This is a genomic window from Starkeya nomas, assembly GCF_902703545.1.
Lineage (GTDB): Bacteria > Pseudomonadota > Alphaproteobacteria > Rhizobiales > Xanthobacteraceae > Ancylobacter > Ancylobacter moscoviensis.
The window spans coordinates 1-21,398 of sequence record NZ_CACSAS010000029.1 but is presented as its reverse complement, the minus strand read 5'-3'; the positions used below and the strand labels follow the sequence as shown (position 1 = coordinate 21,398).

15 protein-coding genes are annotated in these 21,398 nt (G+C 65.7%); 6 read left to right on the top strand and 9 right to left on the bottom strand.

From position 1 onward, the window contains the following. The 3 genes from STARVERO_RS22155 to STARVERO_RS22145 are packed head-to-tail and all read left to right on the top strand — an operon-like array spanning nt 1 to nt 2,331. Entirely contained in the window at nt 1-654 is a 654-nt protein-coding gene (locus tag STARVERO_RS22155; protein ID WP_159602193.1) for a CBS domain-containing protein, read from the top strand. Next, a complete protein-coding gene (locus tag STARVERO_RS22150) occupies nt 651-1,661 on the top strand; it encodes a hydroxyacid dehydrogenase (protein WP_159602191.1) in 1,011 nt (336 codons plus the stop codon). The genes STARVERO_RS22155 and STARVERO_RS22150 overlap by 4 nt, the downstream gene beginning before the upstream one ends. Before the next feature lies 1 nt (nt 1,662). Beyond that, complete coding sequence (locus STARVERO_RS22145; protein ID WP_159602189.1) at nt 1,663-2,331, top strand: DUF6629 family protein; 669 nt, start codon at nt 1,663-1,665, stop codon at nt 2,329-2,331. 12 nt (nt 2,332-2,343) lie between these two features. On the opposite strand, the gene STARVERO_RS22140 is transcribed toward STARVERO_RS22145, so the two are convergent. From STARVERO_RS22140 to STARVERO_RS22100, 9 genes are all read right to left on the bottom strand, one after another. Continuing rightward, on the bottom strand, nt 2,344-3,942 hold the full coding sequence (locus STARVERO_RS22140) for an ABC1 kinase family protein (RefSeq protein WP_159602187.1): 1,599 nt from the start codon (nt 3,940-3,942) through the stop codon (nt 2,344-2,346). 39 nt (nt 3,943-3,981) lie between these two features. Beyond that, nucleotides 3,982-5,022 carry a type II glyceraldehyde-3-phosphate dehydrogenase gene (locus tag STARVERO_RS22135; protein WP_159602185.1) on the bottom strand — a complete coding sequence of 347 codons (1,041 nt, stop codon included), beginning with the start codon at nt 5,020-5,022 and terminating at the stop codon, nt 3,982-3,984. Between the two features lie 272 nt (nt 5,023-5,294). Beyond that, nucleotides 5,295-6,779, bottom strand: coding sequence for a multicopper oxidase family protein (locus STARVERO_RS22130; RefSeq protein ID WP_159602183.1), 1,485 nt, complete (start codon nt 6,777-6,779; stop codon nt 5,295-5,297). 604 nt (nt 6,780-7,383) lie between these two features. Then, nucleotides 7,384-8,661, bottom strand: coding sequence for an MgtC/SapB family protein (locus tag STARVERO_RS22125; protein ID WP_159602181.1), 1,278 nt, complete (start codon nt 8,659-8,661; stop codon nt 7,384-7,386). 43 nt (nt 8,662-8,704) lie between these two features. Continuing rightward, nucleotides 8,705-9,205 (bottom strand): cytochrome b, encoded by a 501-nt coding sequence (locus STARVERO_RS22120; RefSeq protein WP_280178166.1) that lies wholly within the window; start codon nt 9,203-9,205, stop codon nt 8,705-8,707. Between the two features lie 20 nt (nt 9,206-9,225). Further along, complete coding sequence (locus STARVERO_RS22115) at nt 9,226-10,752, bottom strand: thymidine phosphorylase family protein (RefSeq protein WP_159602177.1); 1,527 nt, start codon at nt 10,750-10,752, stop codon at nt 9,226-9,228. Continuing rightward, nucleotides 10,749-12,107 carry an MBL fold metallo-hydrolase RNA specificity domain-containing protein gene (locus STARVERO_RS22110; RefSeq protein WP_159602175.1) on the bottom strand — a complete coding sequence of 453 codons (1,359 nt, stop codon included), beginning with the start codon at nt 12,105-12,107 and terminating at the stop codon, nt 10,749-10,751. Before STARVERO_RS22110 ends, STARVERO_RS22115 begins: the two co-directional genes overlap by 4 nt. An 8-nt stretch (nt 12,108-12,115) precedes the next feature. After that, nucleotides 12,116-14,503: a phosphoketolase family protein gene (locus STARVERO_RS22105; protein WP_159602173.1), complete on the bottom strand. Its 2,388-nt coding sequence runs from the start codon at nt 14,501-14,503 to the stop codon at nt 12,116-12,118. Nucleotides 14,504-14,551: 48 nt separating this feature from the next. After that, the gene (locus STARVERO_RS22100; protein ID WP_159602171.1) at nt 14,552-15,580 is read right to left on the bottom strand and encodes a ribose-phosphate pyrophosphokinase; all 1,029 of its coding nucleotides are present in this window, start codon (nt 15,578-15,580) and stop codon (nt 14,552-14,554) included. 426 nt (nt 15,581-16,006) lie between these two features. Between STARVERO_RS22100 and ftsH the strand changes: the two genes are divergently transcribed. From ftsH to rbbA, 3 genes are read left to right on the top strand one after another with little or no spacing between them, the layout of a single operon-like run. Then, a complete protein-coding gene (gene ftsH / locus STARVERO_RS22095) occupies nt 16,007-17,881 on the top strand; it encodes an ATP-dependent zinc metalloprotease FtsH (protein ID WP_159602169.1) in 1,875 nt (624 codons plus the stop codon). Nucleotides 17,882-17,911: 30 nt separating this feature from the next. Next, the gene (locus STARVERO_RS22090) at nt 17,912-18,931 is read left to right on the top strand and encodes an HlyD family secretion protein (RefSeq protein WP_210323649.1); all 1,020 of its coding nucleotides are present in this window, start codon (nt 17,912-17,914) and stop codon (nt 18,929-18,931) included. Beyond that, nucleotides 18,921-21,311: a ribosome-associated ATPase/putative transporter RbbA gene (gene rbbA, locus STARVERO_RS22085; protein ID WP_159602167.1), complete on the top strand. Its 2,391-nt coding sequence runs from the start codon at nt 18,921-18,923 to the stop codon at nt 21,309-21,311. Before STARVERO_RS22090 ends, rbbA begins: the two co-directional genes overlap by 11 nt. Nucleotides 21,312-21,398: the final 87 nt, after the last annotated feature.

Here is a 21,398-nt window from a genome sequence, read left to right as displayed (position 1 = left end):
ATGCGCGTGCGGGATGTGATGTCGACCCGGGTGGTCACGATCAGCCCCGAGCACAGCGTCTGGCACGCCGCGCAGATCATGCTCAGTGAACATGTGAGCGGCCTGCCGGTGCTGGATGACGCCCAAGCCCTGGTCGGCCTGCTCACCGAAGGCGACCTGCTGCGGCGCTCCGAGCTTGGAACGCCCTTCGCAGATGGTGGCGTGGAGGCGCGCGCCCGTGCCTATGTCCGAAGCCGGAGCTGGAAGGTTGGCGCGCTCATGTCGTCGCCAGTCCTGACGATCGAGGAGGATGCCCTGCTGTCGCAGGTGGCGCAGCTCCTCGGTGTTCATCGCATCAAGCGTCTACCAGTGCTGCGCGGCGCGGAGCTGGTGGGCATCGTCAGCCGGGCAGACCTGCTCAAGGTCATTTCGGCCGGCGGACCTGATGCCGAGGTCCGGGGTGATGCGGCCGTGTTGCGCGCGCTGCACGCACGGCTCGAGGAGGCTGGCACCGTGCTGCGCCGGCAGCCGGAGCTCCATGTCGCGGCCGGCCGGGTGCACGTAACGGGCGCCATGCGCTCCCAGGAGGAGATCGACGTCGTGCGGATGGTGGTCGACAGCGTGGTGGGATCGGGGTTTAAGGATGATCTGACGGTCGAGAAGGAGTCTGGATGAGGGTTGTTCTGTTCGAGGCGGAGGACTGGGAGAAGAAAGCCTGCGCTAGATTGATGCGTCAGCACGACGTCCGCTGCACGACGGTTCCGCTCAACATCACGACGGTCGGCGAATTCAAGGACGCGGAGGTGATCAGTCCTTTCGTGACCTCCCGCCTCGATGCCGGCATCATCCATCGGCTGCCCGAGCTGAAGCTCATCGCAACCCGTTCGGCGGGATACGACCATATCGATCTGGCCGCCTGCCGCGAGCACGGCGTCGCCATTGCCAATGTGCCGGATTACGGGGATGCGACAGTCGCCGAACACGCCTTCGCTCTGCTGTTGGCGCTGGCGCGCAACATCGTTGAGAGCGTCGCGCTCACGCGGCGCGGCGGCTTCTCAATGGCCGGCACGCGCGGCCTCGAATTGCGTGACAAGGTCATCGCGGTTGTCGGGACAGGGCGCATCGGGCGCCGTACGATCGAGATCGCGCGCGGCTTCGGCATGTGTGTCGTCGCCTTCGATCAGGTCGAGGACGCGGCTGCCGCGACACGGCTGGGCTTCACCTATGGACCGCTCGACGAGATCCTGGCGCAGGCCGATGTGGTGACGCTGCATGTGCCGTCATCGCCATCGACGGTGGGACTGATCGGCGAGCGGCAATTCGCGGCGATGAAAGATCGCGCCATCCTCATCAATACGGCGCGCGGCAATGTGGTCGACTCCGAAGCGCTGGTTCGGGCGCTGGCGAACGGCAAGCTGCGCGCGGCCGGTCTCGACGTCTTGCCGCAGGAGCCGCTGATCCGCGAGGAAGCCGAGATCTTTCGCCACGACAAGACGGTCGATGCGTCTGATCTCAAGGCGCTTGTCGCCAATCACGTGCTGCTACGATTCCCCAACGTCCTGGTCACGCCGCACAATGCCTACAACACCGACGCGGCCCTGGCGCGCATCATGGAGACCACAATCGCCAACATCGAAGGCTTTGCAGCCGGACGCGCCGTCAATCTGGTCGGGGCTGCTTGAGATGTGCCTGTCCGCAGAGGTCAGTCTCGCCGCCGCGGCCGTCCTCATCCCGGCCGGAGCCGTCGCCGCCGCATCGGCCTGGCGGCGGGATCGCCGCTACCTGATGATCGCCACGCTGCCTTTTCTGTTCGGCCTGCAACAATTGGTGGAAGGACTGGTCTGGATCGAGGGCCACGCCGGCAATGCACACCATGTCGCTCAGTACTCGCTGCTCTACATGTTCTTCACATGGATTGCTTGGCCGATCTGGGTGCCAGTCTCGGCGTATTTTCTCGAGCGCGGCGCGCGGCGCAATATCATCCTTCTGTTCGTCATCGCCGGCGCGATGCTCGGCGGCCTGCAGTTCGTTCCGTACTTTGTCCATGACGGCTGGCTAACCACGACGTTCCTGCGCTGGGCAGTCCGCTACCAGGACATCAATCTGCTCGACGGCCTGGTCTCCCGGATCGTGACCTATGCGATCTATGTCACCGTGGTCATCGTACCGTTCCTGGTGGTGCGCGACTGGAAGATCAAGACATTCGGCTTACTCGTCGCCGGCGTCCTCATCGTCACCTACGTGTTTTTCTCTTACGCCTACATCTCGGTGTTCTGCTTTGGCGGCGCGGCGATCTCCGCCTATCTCCTGGCGCTGATCTGGCGCATGCGTGCCACGCCCGCCCCGGCGTAATCGCCCGGGCACTCAACCTTGCCAGAGCGATCGCGCCGAGCGCGCGACGCGCAGACAAAGCCAGATCGCGAGAGCGAAGCCGATCAGGGCCGCCGCTGGCATCCCCAGCACGTGGGGGCCGGCATTTACTTGCGCCAGCAGGGCGGACGCGACCAGCAGGCCAGCCGACAGGAGCGCGAGCGCCAAGAGCCCCGCGCGACGATCCAGCCTCCGCTCGATTTCCTCCGAATGCCCGATGCGCAGCCCGAGAGCAGGTTCTTTCCCATACTGATGGGCGCGATGCAGCAGCGAAGCAAGCAACGCCGGCAGATCCTGGGCCGAGAGCGCGAGCTCGGTCTTGAGGCGCGCCATGGCAGCGCGCTCGGGGCTGCCGCCCAGCGTATCGGCGATCGCGGCTTCACCCTTGGCGATGAGGTTATCGAGCACGTTGAAGTCCGGGTCCAGCCGGCGCAGGCAACCCTCGATCAGAAACAGCGCGCGGACGAGGACCATGAGGTTGTAGGGCACCACGACATGGGCGCCGTCGCCGAGCCGCATCACTCTCAGAAAGGCGTCGGCGATCGACCAATCCTTGAGGGGAAGCGATGAATAGTCGCTGAGAATCTCTTCAATGCCGGGTACGAAAAGCGCTCGATCGGCTGTCCGGTCGATCAGCGAGAGCTCGATGGCGGCGTCAAGCATCCAGCCAGCGTCCTGCTGAACGAAGGCCTGCAGGAATAGTCTGAGATTGCGCCTTGTGGTGCGGTCGAGGTAGCCGACAAGGCCGAAATCGTGAAAGCAGATCCGGCCGTCTTCCATCAGGAAGAGGTTGCCGGGATGAGGGTCGCCGTGAAACAGCCCGTTCTTCAGCAACTGCTCGAGATAGAAATCGACGAGAACGCCCGCGATGCGGGGACCGTCCTGCACCACCGCCGGATCCTCGATCGATCGGCCGTGGCTCATGACCTGTACGAGGATGGACTCCCTGCATAGCGCTTCGATCGCTTCTGGCACATAGACGTCGGTGCGCTGCTTATAGGCCTCACAGAAGCGCCGGATATTGCGCGCTTCCTGCAGAAGATCGGTTTCGCGCCTGAGATTGCTCCAGATCTCGCAGGCGAGGCGCTCGAGTTGTAAGCGCCGGAGGCTGGGGATCGCCGTGCCGGCGAGCCGGGCGACGGCAACGAGAATGCGCATGTCGCCATCGATGCGCTCGCGCATGTGCGGACGCCGGATCTTGACGATGACGTCCTTGCCGTCGGGCAGGGTGGCATGATGAACTTGCGCGATCGACGCAGCGGCAAACGGCTCGCTGTCGAAGGACCGGAACACGTCGCCGAGCGGGCGAGCCAGCGCGTGTTCGAGTTCCGGTTTCGCCTCTTGCGTGGAGAATGGCCGGGCGTGTTCGCGGAGGTCGCGTAACTGCCGCAGATATGCCTCCGGGAACAGATCGGGCCGCATGCTGAGGGCCTGTCCGATCTTGATGAAGCTGCCGCCGAGATCATCGAGCGTCCGCCGCAAACGGGATGGCAGCGCCGAGGCGTCAGCATCGACGCCGCGGCGGCGTTCGGCCCAATAAAGCAGGATCAGCGAGGCGGCCGCGGCGAGGATCTTGACGAACCGGAAGATCACGTCGGCGGCCCCGCTTGATGACCGATGCCGCCCATGACCTCAGAAGAACCGTTGGCGGATGCCGAGCGAAGCGTTCGTGCGCGCGATGGACGCGTGGGCGTCGGGTTCGAGGCCGGTGAGCGCGCGAATCGCGTCGATCGTCTCGGGGATGACGATCGCCTGGTTGTCGACCATATAGGCGTAGAAAAGCTCGTCACCTTCGGTGCGCAGCATATCCTCCCACAGCGCCACTTCGTAAAGATTGTCGCGGGGTCGGTCGAGATCGGCCATCAGTTCCTTCACAGTGTTGATGGCGCCGAGCCCGTCCGTGGTCCGGATCAAAGCAATGCGCGAGGACCGCCGGAAGGCCTGAAGCACCTCCTCCTTATCGGCAGGGCGAGTCAGTTGGACCGCCCAGTAATGGAGATGAGCAAGCGTCTCAGGCACCTTCACGGCCATGGTGACGACATCGAGCTCGGGATCGACGCTTTGCGCGTCGGGCCCCTGATGGCTTGGGATCTTCGGCTCGGGCACGAGCGTGTTCATGATGCCGCCGCCATCGCTTTCCCAGGGATCGGTGGCGCGCCTCAGGAGCGTTCCGCGCGCGCGCTTCAGGAGACCAGCTCGCTTGAGCGCCGAGAGAGTGCGAACGATGGATGTGGTGTTGCAGGACACGACGCGAGTCGACTCGCGACCGATGGCGCTTGCGAAGGAGCTTTCGGCAACGAACGAATGTCCGGTCACGGCGTGCTTTTCGCCGCCATGCAGGATGAACTTGATACGCCGAGAACGATAGCGCTCGACATTGGCGGCGCCGATATGCTTGGGCGTGCAATCGATGATGACGTCGGCTTGTTCGAGAAGTGCATCGAGGGGACCGGCGACCGTGAGGCCGGCTGCCGTCATCGCCCCGTGCGCCTCATCGGTAGCCGCATAGAGCGCGATTTCCTTCTGATCCAGCGAACGTAGGCGCCAATCGCTAGCGACGTCGCAGACGCCGACGAGTTCCATGTCATCCTGAAGGCGCACGGCGTCGGCCACGCGCTTGCCGATGACGCCGAATCCGTTCACCGCGACGCGGACGGAGCTCTCCTGTGTCATTGCAGATATTCCTCGACAGGTTGCGTCAATGGTCGCGGCGGGACGCTCTCGACCCGCGCGGCGGACATCACCAAGTTGCCAGCGTGTGCGCCGACGATCTTTGATCGAAGTTAAGGTTGCCGCCCTCCGATAGGGCCGCTGATACTTGGAGAAATCGGACAGGAAATGCTTTTCGGCTGACCTTCTCGCGCCCTTGCAGGGCTTGGTTCAGCACTCAATGCTGGCCGCTTGCCCGATGCCGACGATAATGCCGGCATCGGGTTTCTCGCGGCTCAGCCAAGGTCCTCATAGGTGACGTAGGCCATCATGCCGGTCGCCATATGATAGAGATGATGGCAATGCAGTGGCCATGTCCCGGGGTTGTTGGCGTCGAAGACGATCGTCATCGAGGCCCCCGGCGGAACGAGCACGGTATCGCGAACCGCGCCGGCCAGCTTCGCGCCGTTGATGGCGGTGACCTGGAAATGATGGCCGTGCAGGTGCATCGGATGCGACATCATCGATGCGTTGCGCATGGTGATCTCGATGCGCTGCCGGCGCCTGGCACGCAGCGCGTCGCCACCATCGATCGCCCACGCATAGCCCTGCATCTGGCCGGTCAGCGTCAGCGTGAACCTGCGATCCGCCGGCTTCGCCTCCAGAGGATGTTGCGCGCGCAGTCGCTGCTCGAGGTCGGCCCCGACGATCGGCCCGGCCACGTCACCCGCCTTGGCGACGCGCTTTATTGTGGATCCGGACGTGGCCAGGATCACGCCCGTTCGTTCGGCCGCACCCTCGCGCAGCGCAAGCACGGGATAGGCGCCCTCGCCGGTCGGCAGCGCGAGAGAGATGTCGAGGCGCTGCCCCATGCTGACCGGAAAGGTCGAGCCCACGATCGGTTCGACGTCCTGGCCGTCGACCGCGAGAAGTGTACCCTTGAGCGCGCCGGTATCGATCGTGAAGCCCGTCGCGGTTGCGCCGTTGATAATGCGAAGGCGGACGCGACCGCCCTTTTCAACGCGCACGATTTCGGGGTCGTCGAGCGTTCGCTCGTTGGCGAGATAAGCATCGTAGTCGATGTCGTTGAGGTCCATTCCGGCCATCTGCATGCCAGGCATCGCCCCCATCGACATCTTGCCCATGTCGCCGTGCCCCATCCCGGCGTGGTTCATCATCGGCATGCCGGCCATATCGCCTGATTTCTTGCCCGCGTCGTGGCCTTGGCCTTGCTGCAACCGCGCGAGCAGTTCTTCGACGGGCGTGAAAGAGAAATCGTGCAGGAGGATGACGACCTCCTGCTCGTCGCGCGCCCGATCGGCGGCCCGGCGGACGATGAGCGGGGCTGCGAGCAGATTCTGCTCCTGCAGCGTGTGGGCGTGCATCCAGTGCGTGCCGCCGTCGCCGACGGGGAACGTGTAGCGATGACTGGTTGCCGGTTTGAGCAACGGCAAGGGATTGTCCGGCACGCCGTCCGCCTCCCACGGCGGCGTCAGTCCGTGCCAGTGAATGAGCGTCGGTTGACCGATCTCGTTCGTAAGCTCAACGTCGAAGAGCGCGTCCGCATCCAATGTCAGGCCATGCGTGCCATCGGGTTGCAGCAGGCCGAAGACGCGTGCGGCGCGGCCATTGACCTCGATGGTGCGGCTCGCAGCCGCGAGCTTGGTGGGTGAGCGGCCGGCCGGCGTTTGCGCCCAGCCGATCGCGGGACGAGCAAGGGCGCCAGTCCCGAGGGCGGCCGCGCCGCTCATCATGGTGTTGAGAAAACTGCGTCTGTTCATGATCGTAAATCCTCATCGTGCCTGAATAGGCCAAGCGTGCTGATTGAGCGCACTGCGAGGGCGCGCGCCGAACCCCAAAGCATCGGGGGGCTGGATCAGCGTCGAGGAGGTTTGTGCGGCTGGCGGACAACAATGCCGGCGATCGGGTCGCCACGGTCGAGTCGATGCTTGACCAACATCGGCCGCGGCCTCTCGTCCGATCCCGTGACTGCGGGCGCGTTGCAAAGGCTGCACACCGATGTGCAACAGCGGTCAGCGTGAGTTGGGACCAGCTTGTCGATGGCGTCAGTCTGAGAATGGACGCCGACAGTACTGCCCGCGCCATCGCTGCCCAACGCGTGCTCGACCAAATGCGCCGCGTTCGGGCAGGGCATGGCGTGCGCGCTTGCGGCCGACATGCCGACCAAGGCGAACACGAGCACGGCCACGAGCGCCGTTCTCATGCAACCGACACCACTGGCCAGTAAACCCATCTGCCTTGAGCACCTGTTTCTAGAAGAATATCTTAGCACGCTTCGATGATGATTGATCGGGATCAATCTGTCGGGGCATTTGCTCATCCAGCCGCCATCGATCGGCGTGCTGAGACCTTCGGCCGCCTCTGTCACCGCAGGATTGGCATCGCTCCGGGCCAACCGAAGTGCGGCAGCGCCATGAAAGCTGCGAAGCCGGCCGCACCCGCCAGCGCGGTGGCGATCGCGAGAGGAAGCCAAAAGCGGACGGGACCGGTCGCACCGGCGACGAGCAGGCGGCCGGCGGCATTGGTTGCAAGCGCGATCAGGACGGCGTGCCCGACGGTCTCGATATCAGCGGTCGATCCAAGAAGCCGCAGCGCGCTCAAGACTGCAACGTCGACATCGAAGGTTCCCGAGACCGCCGACGTCGCAACAGTTCCAGCGGCATATCCCGACGCAGCAGCGCTGATGGTCGAGACGACGGCGAACAGCGCCGCGAAAGCGAGAAGAGGCGCGAGCTCGAAGGGATTGCGCGGCGCACTGTCGCCGGTCGCCGCAAGGTGACCTCGGCTGAGGAAGACGCCGCCGCAGATCGCCAAGCCGGCGACGGCTGCGAGAATAGCAAGGCCGGCGACGCCGAGGACCGCGGGTGCGACGATGGCCACGATGCCGGCGACGCGCAGGACCGAGACAGCTGAGGCGAGTGTCGCCGCACCGGCAAGTGGCCAGGGATTTTCCCCCGCCGCCGCCGTGCGCGCCAATGCGAGGGTAACAGCCGTGGACGAGACGACCGCGCCCGCCAGTCCACCAACGAGCACGCCCCGCGTGGTGCCAAGGATTCGCACGGCAATATAGCCGAGGAAGGAGATCGCGGCGGTGAGCACCGTAAACAGCCACACCTGGCGAGGGTTGAAGCCGCCCCAGGGATCGATCGGCTCTGCGGGAAGCAGGGGCAGGATGATCGCTGTCATGACAGCGAGCACCAGCGCGGCGCGCAGCTCGATCCATGAGATGCGTCTGAGCAAGCCATGGAGGAGATCGCGACTGGCGAGGAGGACGGCAAGCGCGGTGCCCCCAGCGGCAGCAGCGCGGTGGTCGCCCACGACCGCCAGAGCGCCGAGGACGAACACGCCGAGCCCCGCGACGACTCCGGTTACGCTGAAATCTGCATTATGGACGGCTTCGCGGCCTTTGTACCAGGCAAAGACAGCTGTGAAGGCGATGAGGCCGGCAATCAGTACCGAAGGCGCCTCGAGGCTGCGGGCCAGTGTCGCGAACAATCCCCCTAGCAGACCTGTGATCGCATAGGTGCGGATACCGGCCGTGCGCGTCCCATCCGGCGCGTCGCGCTCGCGCCACCCACGCTCGAGGCCAACCAGCAGGCCGATGGCAAGGGCAAGGCCGAGCTTCGCGATCAGCGATTCCATCGCCAACCTCCCGAAGATCGGCGGCCCTGGCGCGAGGCGAGCGTCATCGCACTTTTCGGATCATGCGCCACAAGACCTCGTCGCGACGCCAGAAATGGTGCCAAAGCGCGGCGCCGGCGTGAAGGAGGACGAGAGCGAGCAGCGTCCAGCTGAGCAGGCTGTGAACCGGCGCGATCCGAAACGTCAGATACATGGCGATCGTGCCGGTGACGGGCAGCGCGACCAGGACTGCATAGAGCGCCGCATGCATGGCGGCGGCACTCATGCGCTCGAAGGGGGACAAGCCCGGCACGGGCGCTGGCCGACCGTAAGTGAAGCGCAGCACAAGTTGCGCCATCACAAGGCCGAGAATCGCCCAACCGCTCCACGCATGCACTTGATGCAGAAACAGGTCGATGGGACGCGGCTTCATGAACACGTGCGCCATATGGGTGCGCTGGATCGCCCAGGCCGTCGGCACCTGGACGAGACACAGAACCAGCAGCATCCAATGCATGAGCCGATGGGCGAGAGGAAATCCGTCCGGTCGATGCGCTCGACGCATCGATCCTGGCCAACGCCATCTCAAGCCTCGACCTCGACGATGTCGCCCGCGCGCGAAGCGTAATCGAGCGCGTAGGCGAGCTCGCCGGTCGTCTCGGCGTGGACATGGAGGAGCGGCTGGCCGCGATCGATCTCGTCGCCGAGCCTGACCTCCATGTGAACGCCAGCCGCTTTCGCCTCCGGCGCACCCGCGAGCTTGGCGAGCCGGGAGAGCTTGCGGTTGTTGATATGAACCACGCGACCGGCACGGGCAGCCGTCAGCGGATGGATGTAGGACGCCTTGGGCGGCACACGAAGGCCGCCCTGGGCCTGGCAGATCGCCTCGAATTTCGACCAGGCCCGGCCGCTGGCGAGCGTTGCGAGCGCGAGGTCGAGGCCCTGTCCTTTCGCGGCCTTGCCGCCGATCTCAAGTGCTGCTCCAGCCAGAGCGGCGGCGCGGCGGCGCAAATCGTCGGGCGCGTCGGGCGCATTGTTCAGGACGGCAAGCACGTCCAGCGCCTCGAGCGCGGGGCCGATGCCGCGCCCGACAGGCTGAGAGCCGTCGGTCTGGACGCAGGTCGTCGCGAGGTTGAAGCGGCTCGCGACCGCGCTCAAGCGCTCCGCCAAGCGGCTGGCGGCGTCTTCGCCGCGCACCTTGGCTGTGGGTCCGACGGGAATGTCGATCACGACATGGGTCGAACCCGCCGCAATCTTCTTCGACAGGACGGAGGCGACGAGCTGGCCTTCGGTGTCGATGTCGAGCTCGCGCTCGACGCGCACGAAGATATCGTCGGCGGGGCTCAGATGCACGGCGCCGCCCCAGGCGACACAGCCGCCTTCGCTCTCCACAACGCTCCTCAGCGTGGCGATGTCAAGTTCCACCGGCGCCAGCGTTTCCATCGTGTCGGCGGTGCCGGCCGGGGAGGTGATGGCGCGCGACGAGGTCTTGGGCATGACCAGGCCGTTCGCGGCGACGATCGCGACCACGATCGGCGTGGTCCGATTACCAGGAAGGCCGCCGACGCAGTGCTTGTCGACCACGATCGGCGCGTCCCATCGCATCCGCTCACCAACATCCACCATGGCGCCCGTCAGATCGGCCGTCTCGTTCTCGTCGAGCGGTAGGGCCGCGCTCGCGGTCAGAAAGGCCGCAAGGTGGACCTCCGTATAGCGTCCGGCCACCACGTCCCGCAGGATGTCGGCAAAGGCGCGTGCGTCGAGCCGATTGCCATAGATGCGCTGACGCACGCTGGCGAGCGAGTCGATCGCGGGCGCATGGCTGACACGGACCGCATCTCCGTCGTTAAGGCCGAGCCGTTCCCACGCGGTCTCGGAGAGGCCGACCTCGTCGATGGCGATGAGGTCGTCACCATCGACCTGGAACAAGGTCGCCTGGACTTGACCCTTGCCGTTCGAAACCAGCACCTGCGAGCGGGCCGACAAGCCCTCCGACCGGCAGACGTGGCAATCGGTTCGCATGACGACCACAGCCTGGTGCTGCGTGTGCAGGCGGATGCGGCGGACCCGCAGCATCGGTTGGGTGGGAATCGTAGTGTCGGCAGACGTCATAGATCGAACTTCTGGTTCTGCCGGGGAACGACGGCGTTCCATTTGAGCTCCCGGTCGATGCGGACGCGCAGGGCTTCGGAGCCCTCGTCTTCGCCGTGCACGATGAAGACACGAGACGGCGGTCGCCGGAAGCCCGAAAGCCATCGCACGAGCTCGTTGGAATCGGCATGCGCCGACAGCATCGACAGCTCCTCGACCGCGGCACGGACCGGAATCCACTCGCCATGGATCTTGGTCTCCTGCGCACCTTGCAGCATCGCCCGGCCGCGCGTGCCGGCCGCCTGGAAACCGGAGAACAGGATCGTATTGCGGGCGTCGGGCGCGAAGGCCTTCAGGTGATGGAGGACGCGGCCGCCAGTCGCCATGCCGCTCGCCGAGATCACCACCTTGGGGTAGGGGCTCGCCGTGATGCCTTTCGAGCCGTCGACGTCGCGCGTATAGGTCGCAATCGCGCAGACTTCCTTGCATTGCTCCGGCGTCAGGCGATGATCCTCGCGATGGGCGTGGAGAAGGTCGGTAGCGTCGATCGCCATCGGACTATCGAGATAGATCGGCACCTTCGACAAGCGGCCGGCCGTCTTGAGCTTCCACAGATGGTAGAGCAGCGACTGCGCGCGTCCGACGGCAAAGGCGGGAACGACGACCGTCCCGCCGCGCGCGATCGTCCGCTCGACGACAGCGCCGAGCGCTTCGGTCGGATCGGCGGGATCGTGAACGCGGTTGCCATAGGTCGACTCGATCAGAACGTAATCCGCCTCCGGCACCGGGACCGGATCGGGCAGAACCGGATCGTCATAGCGGCCGAGATCACCGGAGAAGGCGATGCGGCGCCCGCCCCATTCGACCTCGGCGGTCGCGGCGCCCAGGATGTGTCCGGCATGGCGGAAGGTGAGCGTCGCGCCGAAGGGCAGCTTGACCGGCTTGTCGAAGGGCACGGTCGAAAAGAACTCGAGGCTGCGCTCGGCATCATGGATGCCGTAGAGCGCGAGCGCCGGCTTGTGCTTCGAGAAGCCCTTGCGGTTGGCGTATTCGGCGTCTTTCTCCTGAAGGTGCCCGCTGTCCTTCAGGATGAGTTCCGACACATCGCGCGTCGCGGACGTCGCGTAGATCCTCCCGCGGAAGCCGTCACGCACCAGCTTTGGAAGATAGCCCGAATGGTCGAGATGGGCGTGCGTCAGGATCACGGCGTCAATGCTTGCCGGTGCGATCGGCAGCGGCTCCCAGTTCAGCTCGCGCAGGTTCTTGAGGCCCTGAAACAGACCGCAGTCGATCAGGATGCGCTTGTCGCCGTTGGCAAGGAGATGTTTCGAACCGGTGACGGTGCCGGCGCCGCCGAGGGAAGTGAGTGTCAGCATGTCGTCCTTCAATGCGTGGGGGTGGACAGATCGGCGGGTGAACCTTTCCCATCGATGGCGTTGCGTTCGGTGATCGTCAGAAACTCCTCACGCGACCAGCCGGCCAGGGGAGCAGCCGCCTCGATCAGATGCGCCCATGAGCAGCGGTTGGCGAACAGCATGCCGGCGACGTCGAGCGTGCCGCCACGGCTGATATAGCCACGGGCCGCGGTGTGCTTCGGCCCGCCGTCGAGCCGGCGCAAAAGGCCGAGCACCGGTTCAGGCCGGGTGTGCGATACGATCAGCCGCGGGACGCCGACAGGGAAGAGGCGGTTCAGCGCGTCGTCCGTCGCCACGAAACGCGCCTCGATCGGGTCGCGCGGGATGCGGAAGCGGCCCGGTTCGTTGATCGCCGTCACCAGAACCCGCCGTCCGTGCTCTTTCAGACGGCGTGCGGCCTTGAGCGCCTCTTCGAGCTGGTAGGCGCCGATCGCAACGATCTGCAATTGCGCGTCCTCGCTCTGCCCTTCGATCGGGGCGGCGCCATCGGCGACGAAGCGGGTCGCGGCCTCGCCGTCGAAACGATGCGGCATGTCCCGCTTGGAGACGATCACGCCGGCGACCTGTCCGCGGCCGCCGAAGACCGAGGCCATGGTGGCGACGGCGCTGTTGGCGTCGACGGGAAACAGCACGCGCGCCGTATCGGACATCTCGCCCAGAAGCGCCTCGCCGAGCGTCGGGTCCTGGTGTGACTGCTCGTTCTTCGAGTTCTCCCAGGTGTGCGAGGTGACGACCAGCGGCACCGAAATCCAGCCCGGTTCCTTGCCGTCCTCGCGCTGGCGGCGCGCGAACACGATCTCCTGCCGCAGGCCGCCGAGCATCTTCATCGCAAAGGCTTCGTAGCTGACGATGAGGTTGAGACCGCCTTTGTTCGCAAGGGCGGCGGCGGCAACCGCCTCCTCGTTCAGCGCCGTGATCACGCCGCCGTCGCGTGCTTCGGCGACGCCGGTCTCCGGCGCGTTGACGCGATGGCGCAGTCGCTCAAGGGTCGCCCCCATATGATTGGAGCTCAGCTCATCGGGATTGCCGACGCGCACCCGCAGGGCGGGATTGGCGTCGACGAGACGCACGAACCAGCGATCGAGCGCATGCATGGCGCAATCGGCGGGCGCGCCGATCTCGGTCCAGCCCGGCGCAGGCAGGTCCGGCCCTGCCGGATGACGAACCGCGAGCGGATGGCGGCTCTCCGCTGGCCGGTTCTGCTTTCCGTGGACGGCGAGCGCAGCGACCGCCGCCTCGATGTCGTCAGGCGTTACGAACAGGGCGCGCGCCGCGTCGTTGAAGGCCTTGCGGGCACCGGCGTCACGCGAGGGGTTGGCGGAGAGTGGCAGGTTGTGCGCCGCGTTCGTTCCGGCGCCCGGAAAGCCGAAGCCCTTCACCGTCTCGGCAATGACATAGGGGATAGGGGCGGGATAGGCGCGGGCCGGATCGGCGATAAACCGGCCGAGGCGTTCCTCGGCTGTCAGGATCGCCCAGACAAAGGCTGCCGGGTCTTTGCCGTCGATGCCGAAGGGATCGAAGCCGTTGAGCCTGAGATGATCGGCGAGCCACTCCGCGCCGCCCTGCTGCGCGATCTGCGCGCGCTCCTCGATGCGTCGCCCATTCAGGATCATGATCGGCACCACGAGGCCGCTATCCTCAGCGCGCCACCAGCGCGCCGTCCAGTCCGAGCCGCGTTGCTCCTCGAAGGCGCCATCGCTCAGAAAGGCGACCAGACTCTCTCCCGGCAGCGGCGCATGGACATACTGGACCTCGGCGAAGCCGAGATAGCCGCCCTCGGAGATGGCGCCGGCCGTGTTCGGTCCGGCGTGGCTGCCGATCGGCACCGCCGGGCGGCCGTCGGCGTCGATGGCGTAGGAATAGAAGTCGGCGGCAAGCTGGGACAGGCCCGCCTCGCTGCGGTCATATCGTCCCTTCTGCGCATCGGAGACATCGCCTGTGAGCGCATTGATCGCCTCGATCGCGGCGACGCAATGGCCCTGTCCCATCATCCAGGAACGCGTAATGGCCGAGAGCGCGTTCGCGGCGAGGTAGCCGACAAAGGCGGGGACCATGTTCAGCGATCCGCCGGTATGGCCCTCCGGGGACGCCTTGAAAGCGTCGGCCGGCAACGGCGCGCCAGAGAGGTCGACGCGCTTGGCATAGGTCATGTGGACGACCGTCCACATCGCAGCAGCGGTCAGCCGGTCGGCGGCGGCGAGCAGGCGGTAAAGCGCGTCGGGGTTCAGCTTGGGCGACTGCGCGAGGGCGCGAATGCGCTCGACCGTTTCGTCGCTATGCGTGATCGGGCCATAACCGGCGCGCCAGTGTTCGAAGGCTGGAGAGGGTTCGAAGGCTGATGACGTCGTCTCGGCCATGCGCTGCTGCCTTTGCTGGATGGATCTGCTTTCTGGATATCGACCGCCTCATGCGACCCCGCCGGTCCAGGGCGGAGGGTCGCTTGCAGGAAAGGAATCGATGCCGGCGCGTTCGACGTCATCGACTGGCTCGGGCGGGCGTCGATGACGGACAAGTTCGGGATCGGGCGCGGCGGCGGCCGCAAGCGCCTCGGCGATCAGCCGCGAGAGCCCGATCACGTTGGTCGGGTGGCTGACGGAGTCGGAGGAGACGATCCTGCCGCAAAGCGGCGCCAGCCTCGCATAGGAGTCGCCGGCGAAGATGCCGTGCACGACGGCGACGTCGGGACGGGCAAATCCGAGCGGGGGCAGCTTGCTTGCCGCTTCGATGAGGGTGTTGCCCGACGAAGCGATGTCGTCGACCAGAACGGGCTGCAACCCGTTCCATCGCGAAAGGTCCGGCAACGCGATCTCGACGTCGCGGTCGCCATGCCGGATCTTGCGTAGCACCGCGTGCGGCGCCCCGATCCGCGCCGCGATCGCGGAGACCCACTGCTCACTTTCCTCGTCTGGGCCGATGACGAGCGGCTTGGCGATCGACGCGGCGATCCAGTCCGCCAGAAGAGGCGCGGCATGCAGCGTCAGCGCCGGGATCTCATAAAGCGCCGAAAGGGCCGGATAGCGGTGCAGATGCGGATCGACGGTGACGAGCCGGTCGAAGCTGGCGGATATCAGGCGCGCGAAGGTTCGTGACGTGATGGCCTCGCCCGGCCGGAAGCGGCGGTCCTGGCGCATATAGGCAAGATAGGGGGCGACCAAGGTGACCGTGGCCGCGCCGAGCGACCGCGCCGCGTCGGCAAGAAAGACGAGCCGGAGGAATCCCTCGTCGGGGCGCGCCAGCGTCGAAACCAAAAGCACCGCTTTTCCCGCAACGTCCGTCGCGAGGCGCACATAGGTTTCGCCATCCGGGAAGTTGCGGGTTTCGATCGCGCCCAGCTCGCCAGCGCCGGCGTCTGCAAGCGCTTGCGCAAAGGCCTCGTTGCCGGGAAGAGGAACGATAACGGGGGCGGAAATCTTCTGGGCGGGGGCAGTGGCCATTCTTCGTCTTTCGTCGTCTCGTCTCGGCCTGCATCAGAACGCGGGCGCGGCTTCATGATTTCTTGCGCAAAGGCGAAGACAGGCTCTCGATAAAGCCCGCGCGGCCGCTCGATTCTTTAATCGAGATTAAGTTCTCGCCGTTGTGTACCGGCCCGGCCGACGCGTTCGAGCGGCATTTCCGCTCGTGCGCGATGGCGTGCCTATCGTTTGGTGGTCAGCGACTTTCCGAACGCAATCTTGATCTGAGTTAAAGTTTCGGCCGTCCCGGGCGCGCATTTTCAGGGCCGAGCGGGGCCCGGGTTCGCCTTCAGCAGCGAACCTCCATCGGTCCTGACGCTCACAGATGCGTCGAACGATGCCGTGCCTGGCTGATGGTATCAACCGCATTGGCCCGTCGCGCGCCAAAGAAGTACGGGAATGCGGCCGATGGAGAATGACAATAAAGCGCCCGCCAAGCGGGTCTTCAAGTTCGACATCCTGTACTTTATTGCGGTCTTCTTCGCCGTTCTGCTGATCCGGGACCTGCTTGTCGGCCAAGGTCACATCAAGGTCATCCCGTACAGCGAATTCCAGGGCCTGATCGAAAAGGACGGCGTCACCGACCTGGTCGTCGGACCGACGGAGATCACCGGCGCGTACAAGCCGCCGATCGAGAAGGACGCCCCTCAACATTTCTCCACGGTTCGCGTCGATCCGCAGATCGCCGACGTGCTGACCAGGCGCAACATTTCCTTCTCGGGGCAACCGGCGCCGGGCCTCTTCGAAAACCTGCTGTCGTGGCTGATGCCGGCGGCGATGTTCGTGCTGATCTGGATGTTCCTGTTGCGCCCGATGATGGCCGGGCAGCATGGCGGCCTGATGAGCATCGGCCGTAGCCGTGCCAAGGTCTATGCCGAGAAGTCTGTAAAGGTGACGTTCGCCGATGTGGCGGGCGTCGATGAAGCCAAGCAGGAACTCGCCGAAGTCGTGGGCTTCCTCAAGGACCCGGGGACCTATGGCCGCCTCGGCGCGCGCATTCCCAAGGGCTTGCTTCTCGTTGGACCGCCGGGGACGGGCAAGACGCTGCTGGCGCGCGCCGTCGCCGGCGAATCGGGCGTTCGCTTCTTCTCGATCACCGGCTCCGAATTCGTCGAGATGTTCGTCGGCGTCGGCGCTTCGCGCGTGCGCGACCTGTTCCAGCAGGCGCGCGAGCAGGCCCCGGCGATCGTGTTTATCGACGAACTCGACGCGCTCGGCCGCGCCCGCGGCGTCGATATGCCCGGCGGCGGACATGACGAGAAGGAGCAGACGCTCAACCAGCTTCTCGCCGAGATGGACGGCTTCGACCCGAGCGTCGGCATCGTCGTGCTGGCGGCGACGAACCGGCCCGAGATTCTCGATCCGGCGCTGCTGCGGGCCGGCCGTTTCGATCGACAGGTCCTGGTCGACCGCCCCGACCGTCAGGGCCGCATCGACATCCTCAACGTGCACTTGAAGAAGATCAGCGTGGCCTCGGAACTCGATGTGGCGGCGGTTGCCGCGCTCACGCCAGGCTTCACCGGCGCGGATCTCGCCAATCTCGTCAACGAAGCCGCGCTGGTCGCCACACGCCGCGGCGCGAGCACCACCGTGCTCGACGATTTCACGCAGGCCGTGGAACGCATCGTCGCGGGCCTGGAAAAGAAGAGCCGGATTCTCATTCCGCGCGAGCGCCAGATCGTGGCGCATCACGAGATGGGTCATGCGCTCGTCGCCATGGCGCTGCCGCAGACCGACGTCGTGCAGAAGGTCTCGATCATCCCGCGCGGCATCGCGGCGCTCGGTTACACGCTGCAACGGCCGACCGAAGATCGTTTCCTCATGAGTCAGTCCGAGTTGCAGGATCGCATGGCGGTGCTGCTTGGCGGCCGGGCCGCCGAAAGCCTGGTGTTCGACGAGATTTCGACGGGCGCGGCGGACGATCTCGTCAAGGCGACGGACATCGCGCGCAACATGGTGGTCCGGTTCGGCATGTCGAAGGAGCTCGGACAGGTCGCCTATGAGCCGGAGACGGGCAGCTTCCTTGTCGGCCAGACCCCGGTCTGGCGTCCGCGCACCTACAGCGATGAGACGGCCGAGGCCATCGACCACATGGTGAAAGACCTGATCGACCGCGCCTTCCAGAAGGCCCGTTCGATCCTCGAGCGCAACCGTTCGGTGCTGGAAAGCAGTGCGCGCGAACTTCTTGCGCGCGAAACGCTGGGGCCCGATGACCTTGCCAAGCTGACTACCGGTCTCGAACGCGAGGCGCCGGGACGGCCAGGCCTCGCTCTGGTCGAATGATGGGGATCAAACACCGCCGGATCGGCCTGCTTGGCGGGCGCTCGCTGTTCGAGGGACCATAAAGTGCGCAGATCGCCCATTGTCGTCATCGCCGTGTTGGTCGCGACCGCGGCAGCAGGAGCCTATGTCTATTGGCTTGGAACACAGAACCGCGTGCCGGCGGGCCTCGCGCGGGTGAACGGCAGGATTGAGGTCGAGCGGGTCGACATCACCAGCAAATATGCCGGGCGTCTGGCGGAAGTGCTGGTCGACGAGGGCGCCAATGTCAGCAAGGGTGATGTGCTCGCGCGGCTCGACACGAGCGAGATCCAGGCGCAACTGACGGCGGCCCGCGCAGCGGTCCACCGCAGCCATCAGAGCGTCGCCAGCGCGCAGGCGAGCGTCGCGCTGCGCGAGGCCGAGCTCAATCTTGCGCAGGTCGAGCTCCAGCGTGTGGTTGAGCTCATGCGGACCAACACGTCGACACAGGCTGAGCTTGATCGCCGGACGGCGCAACGCGACATCTCGCGGGCCTCATTGCAGACCGCGAAGGCCGCGGTCGAGGACGCCAAGGCCTCGGTCGAAGTCGCCGAGGCGCAGGTCAATCAGATTGAGGCGGCCATCGCCGACATGACCTTGAGGGCGCCGGTGTCTGGCCGCGTCGAGTATCGTCTGGCGCGAACTGGCGAGGTTGTCGGCGCCGGAGGCCGGGTGCTGACGGTGTTCGATCTCTCGGATGCGCATATGACGATCTATCTGCCGACGGCCTCCGCCGGTCGCGTGGCGGTGGGCTCGCAGGCGCGCCTCGTGCTGGATGGCCCGGGCGGATTTGTCCTCCCGGCGACCGTATCCTTCGTCTCCGCCGACGCGCAGTTTACGCCGAAATTCGTCGAGACGGCGAACGAGCGCGAGAAGCTGATGTATCGCGTCAAGCTGCATATCGACCCGGCGCTGGTCGCCTCCGAGCGCGGCTATGTGAAGGCGGGTATGACCGGCAACGCCTATGTCCCGGTGACGGGAGACGCGAATTGGCCGGCCGAGCTTGCGCCGAGGCTGCCCGATGGAGGCTGACCCCGCCGCCGTCAGCCTGTCGGGTGTCCAGCATTCCTATGGGAAGGTGGTCGCTCTTCGCGATCTGGTTCTGACCATCCCTGCTGGCTGCAAGCTCGCCATTGTCGGTCCTGACGGGGTCGGCAAGTCGACGTTACTCGGCTTGATCGCGGGGGTTCGCCGCATTCAGCGCGGTTCTGTCAGCGTGCTGGGCGGCGACATGGCCTCGGCGGCGCACCGAAGCGAGGCTGCGCCCCGCATCGCCTACATGCCGCAAGGGCTCGGACGCAATCTTTATCCGACCTTGTCGGTCTACGAGAACATCGACTTCTTTGCCCGGCTCTACAGCCAGCCGGATGAGCGCCGGCGTGGGCGCATCGACGAGCTCATGCGGGTCACCGGGTTGTTTGCCTTTGCCGATCGGCCAGCGGGAAAGCTCTCCGGCGGGATGAAGCAGAAGCTGGGGCTCTGCTGTGCGTTGGTGCATGATCCGGATCACCTCATCCTGGACGAACCGACGACCGGCATCGATCCGTTGTCGCGCCGCCAGTTCTGGACGCTGATCGCGCGCATCCAGGCCGAGCGGCCGACCATGACGGTGATCGTGGCAACGGCCTACATGGAGGAGGCCGGAGCCTTCGATCGCATCGTGGCCATCGACGATGGCGCGATTATCGCCGACGGGAGCCAGGCTGAACTGCTGGCGCGCACCGGCGCAGCCACTCTCGAACAGGCCTATATCGAGCTGCAACGCCCGGAGCGGCGCGGGGCGCGGGTGGCGCCGTCCGTGCCACGTCCCGAAGCGGACGGCGGACCGCCTGCCATCGTGGCCGAGGGCCTGACGATGCGCTTTGGCGATTTCACCGCGGTCGATCATGTGAGCTTTCGCATCGAGCGCGGCGAGATCTTCGGCTTCCTCGGCTCCAATGGCTGCGGCAAGACGACGACGATGAAGATGCTGACCGGGCTGCTGCCGGCAACCGAAGGACGTGCCGAGCTCCTGGGCAAGCCGGTCGATGCGCGCGACATCTCGACGAGGACGCGCATCGGCTACGTCTCGCAATCCTTTTCGCTCTACGAAGAACTGACCGTGCGCGGCAATCTCGAACTGCACGAGCGGCTGTGCGGCATCGGCGGCAAGGGGCTGGGTGAGCGGGTCGAGGAGGCCTTGTCGCGCTTCGAACTCGCTAATGTCGCCGGGACGCTGCCGGACGCCTTGCCGTTGGGCATGCGCCAGCGCCTTCAGCTGGCGGCGGCATGCCTGCATCGTCCCGATGTCCTCATTCTGGACGAGCCCACCTCGGGCGTCGATCCGGCGGCCCGCGACCGCTTCTGGAGCCTGCTGCTCGAGATGTCGCGCCGCGACGGGGTGACGATTTTCATCTCGACGCATTTCATGAACGAGGCCGAGCGGTGCGACCGCGTCTCTCTCATGCATGCGGGCCGCGTGCTGGCGGTCGGCGCTCCAAGCGAGCTCCAGGCCGCGCGGGGCGCCGCGAGCCTCGAGGATGCCTTTGTCGCCTATCTGGAGGATGCGGCGGCTACCGGGACCGAAGAGGCGGCTGTGAGTGATGCGCGCAGCGCGGTCGAGCCCGGCTCAGCGATGCGGGATGACGATGCCAGGGCGGTGCAGAAGCCGAGGCTCGCTTCCATGAAGCGGATCTGGACATTCGCACGCCGGGAGGCGCTCGAACTCAGCCGGGACCGCATCCGGCTGGCCTTCGCGCTGATTGGTCCGCTCCTGCTCATGGCCGCCTTCGGCTACGGGATTTCCTTCGACATCGAAGGCCTGCGCTACGCGGTGCTCGACCGCGACCAGTCGCTGGAAAGCCGGGCTTTCCTCGACCAATTCTCGAACTCGCGGTACTTCGTCGAGCAGGCGCGCCTGAAGGAGGATGTCGAGATCGACCGGCGCCTGCGCGCCGGCGAACTCAAATTCGCGGTCGACATTCCGCCGGGCTTCGGCCGCGACCTGTTGCAAGGCCACCGACCTGAAGTCGGCTTCTGGCTTGACGGCGGCAACACCTTCCCCGCCGAGACCGCGCGCGCCTACATTCTTGGCACGCTTCAGACTTATGCCGGCGAGCTCGCGCGCGCCGCGCGAAGCGCCAACGGACTGCCGGCCGAGACGCTGCGGGTCGAGCCGCGCTTTCGTTACAATCAGGACTTTCGCTCCGTCTTCGCGATCACGCCGGGATCGATCATGCTGCTGCTGATCATCTTCCCGGCGATGCTGACGGCCCTTGGCGTCGTGCGGGAGAAGGAGATGGGGTCGATCGCGAATGTCTACGCGTCGCCGGCGACGGTCGGCGAGTATCTGCTGGGCAAGCAGCTCCCTTACGTCGCGATCGGTGTCCTGAGTGTTGATTTCCGTCGAGAAGTGACCCTGGATTTCCACTGAGAAGTGACCCGGGTTGATGGTGGTCTGGGGTCAGGTGGCGGTCAAGTTTCGCGGCTTCTCCCTGGTGGGTTTGGGTGGCTTTGCCGA

Bases quoted from the DNA above. Each gene is read 5' to 3' on its own strand.
- STARVERO_RS22105 (WP_159602173.1), bottom strand. From the start codon at position 14,503: ATGGCCGAGACGACGTCATCAGCCTTCGAACCCTCTCCAGCCTTCGAA.
- STARVERO_RS22135 (WP_159602185.1), bottom strand. From the start codon at position 5,022: ATGACACAGGAGAGCTCCGTCCGCGTCGCGGTGAACGGATTCGGCGTC.
- STARVERO_RS22125 (WP_159602181.1), bottom strand. From the start codon at position 8,661: ATGGAATCGCTGATCGCGAAGCTCGGCCTTGCCCTTGCCATCGGCCTG.
- STARVERO_RS22150 (WP_159602191.1), top strand. From the start codon at position 651: ATGAGGGTTGTTCTGTTCGAGGCGGAGGACTGGGAGAAGAAAGCCTGC.
- STARVERO_RS22115 (WP_159602177.1), bottom strand. From the start codon at position 10,752: ATGACGTCTGCCGACACTACGATTCCCACCCAACCGATGCTGCGGGTC.
- STARVERO_RS22145 (WP_159602189.1), top strand. From the start codon at position 1,663: ATGTGCCTGTCCGCAGAGGTCAGTCTCGCCGCCGCGGCCGTCCTCATC.
- STARVERO_RS22110 (WP_159602175.1), bottom strand. From the start codon at position 12,107: ATGCTGACACTCACTTCCCTCGGCGGCGCCGGCACCGTCACCGGTTCG.
- STARVERO_RS22155 (WP_159602193.1), top strand. From the start codon at position 1: ATGCGCGTGCGGGATGTGATGTCGACCCGGGTGGTCACGATCAGCCCC.
- STARVERO_RS22100 (WP_159602171.1), bottom strand. From the start codon at position 15,580: ATGGCCACTGCCCCCGCCCAGAAGATTTCCGCCCCCGTTATCGTTCCT.
- rbbA (WP_159602167.1), top strand. From the start codon at position 18,921: ATGGAGGCTGACCCCGCCGCCGTCAGCCTGTCGGGTGTCCAGCATTCC.
- ftsH (WP_159602169.1), top strand. From the start codon at position 16,007: ATGGAGAATGACAATAAAGCGCCCGCCAAGCGGGTCTTCAAGTTCGAC.
- STARVERO_RS22130 (WP_159602183.1), bottom strand. From the start codon at position 6,779: ATGAACAGACGCAGTTTTCTCAACACCATGATGAGCGGCGCGGCCGCC.
- STARVERO_RS22120 (WP_280178166.1), bottom strand. From the start codon at position 9,205: ATGCGTCGAGCGCATCGACCGGACGGATTTCCTCTCGCCCATCGGCTC.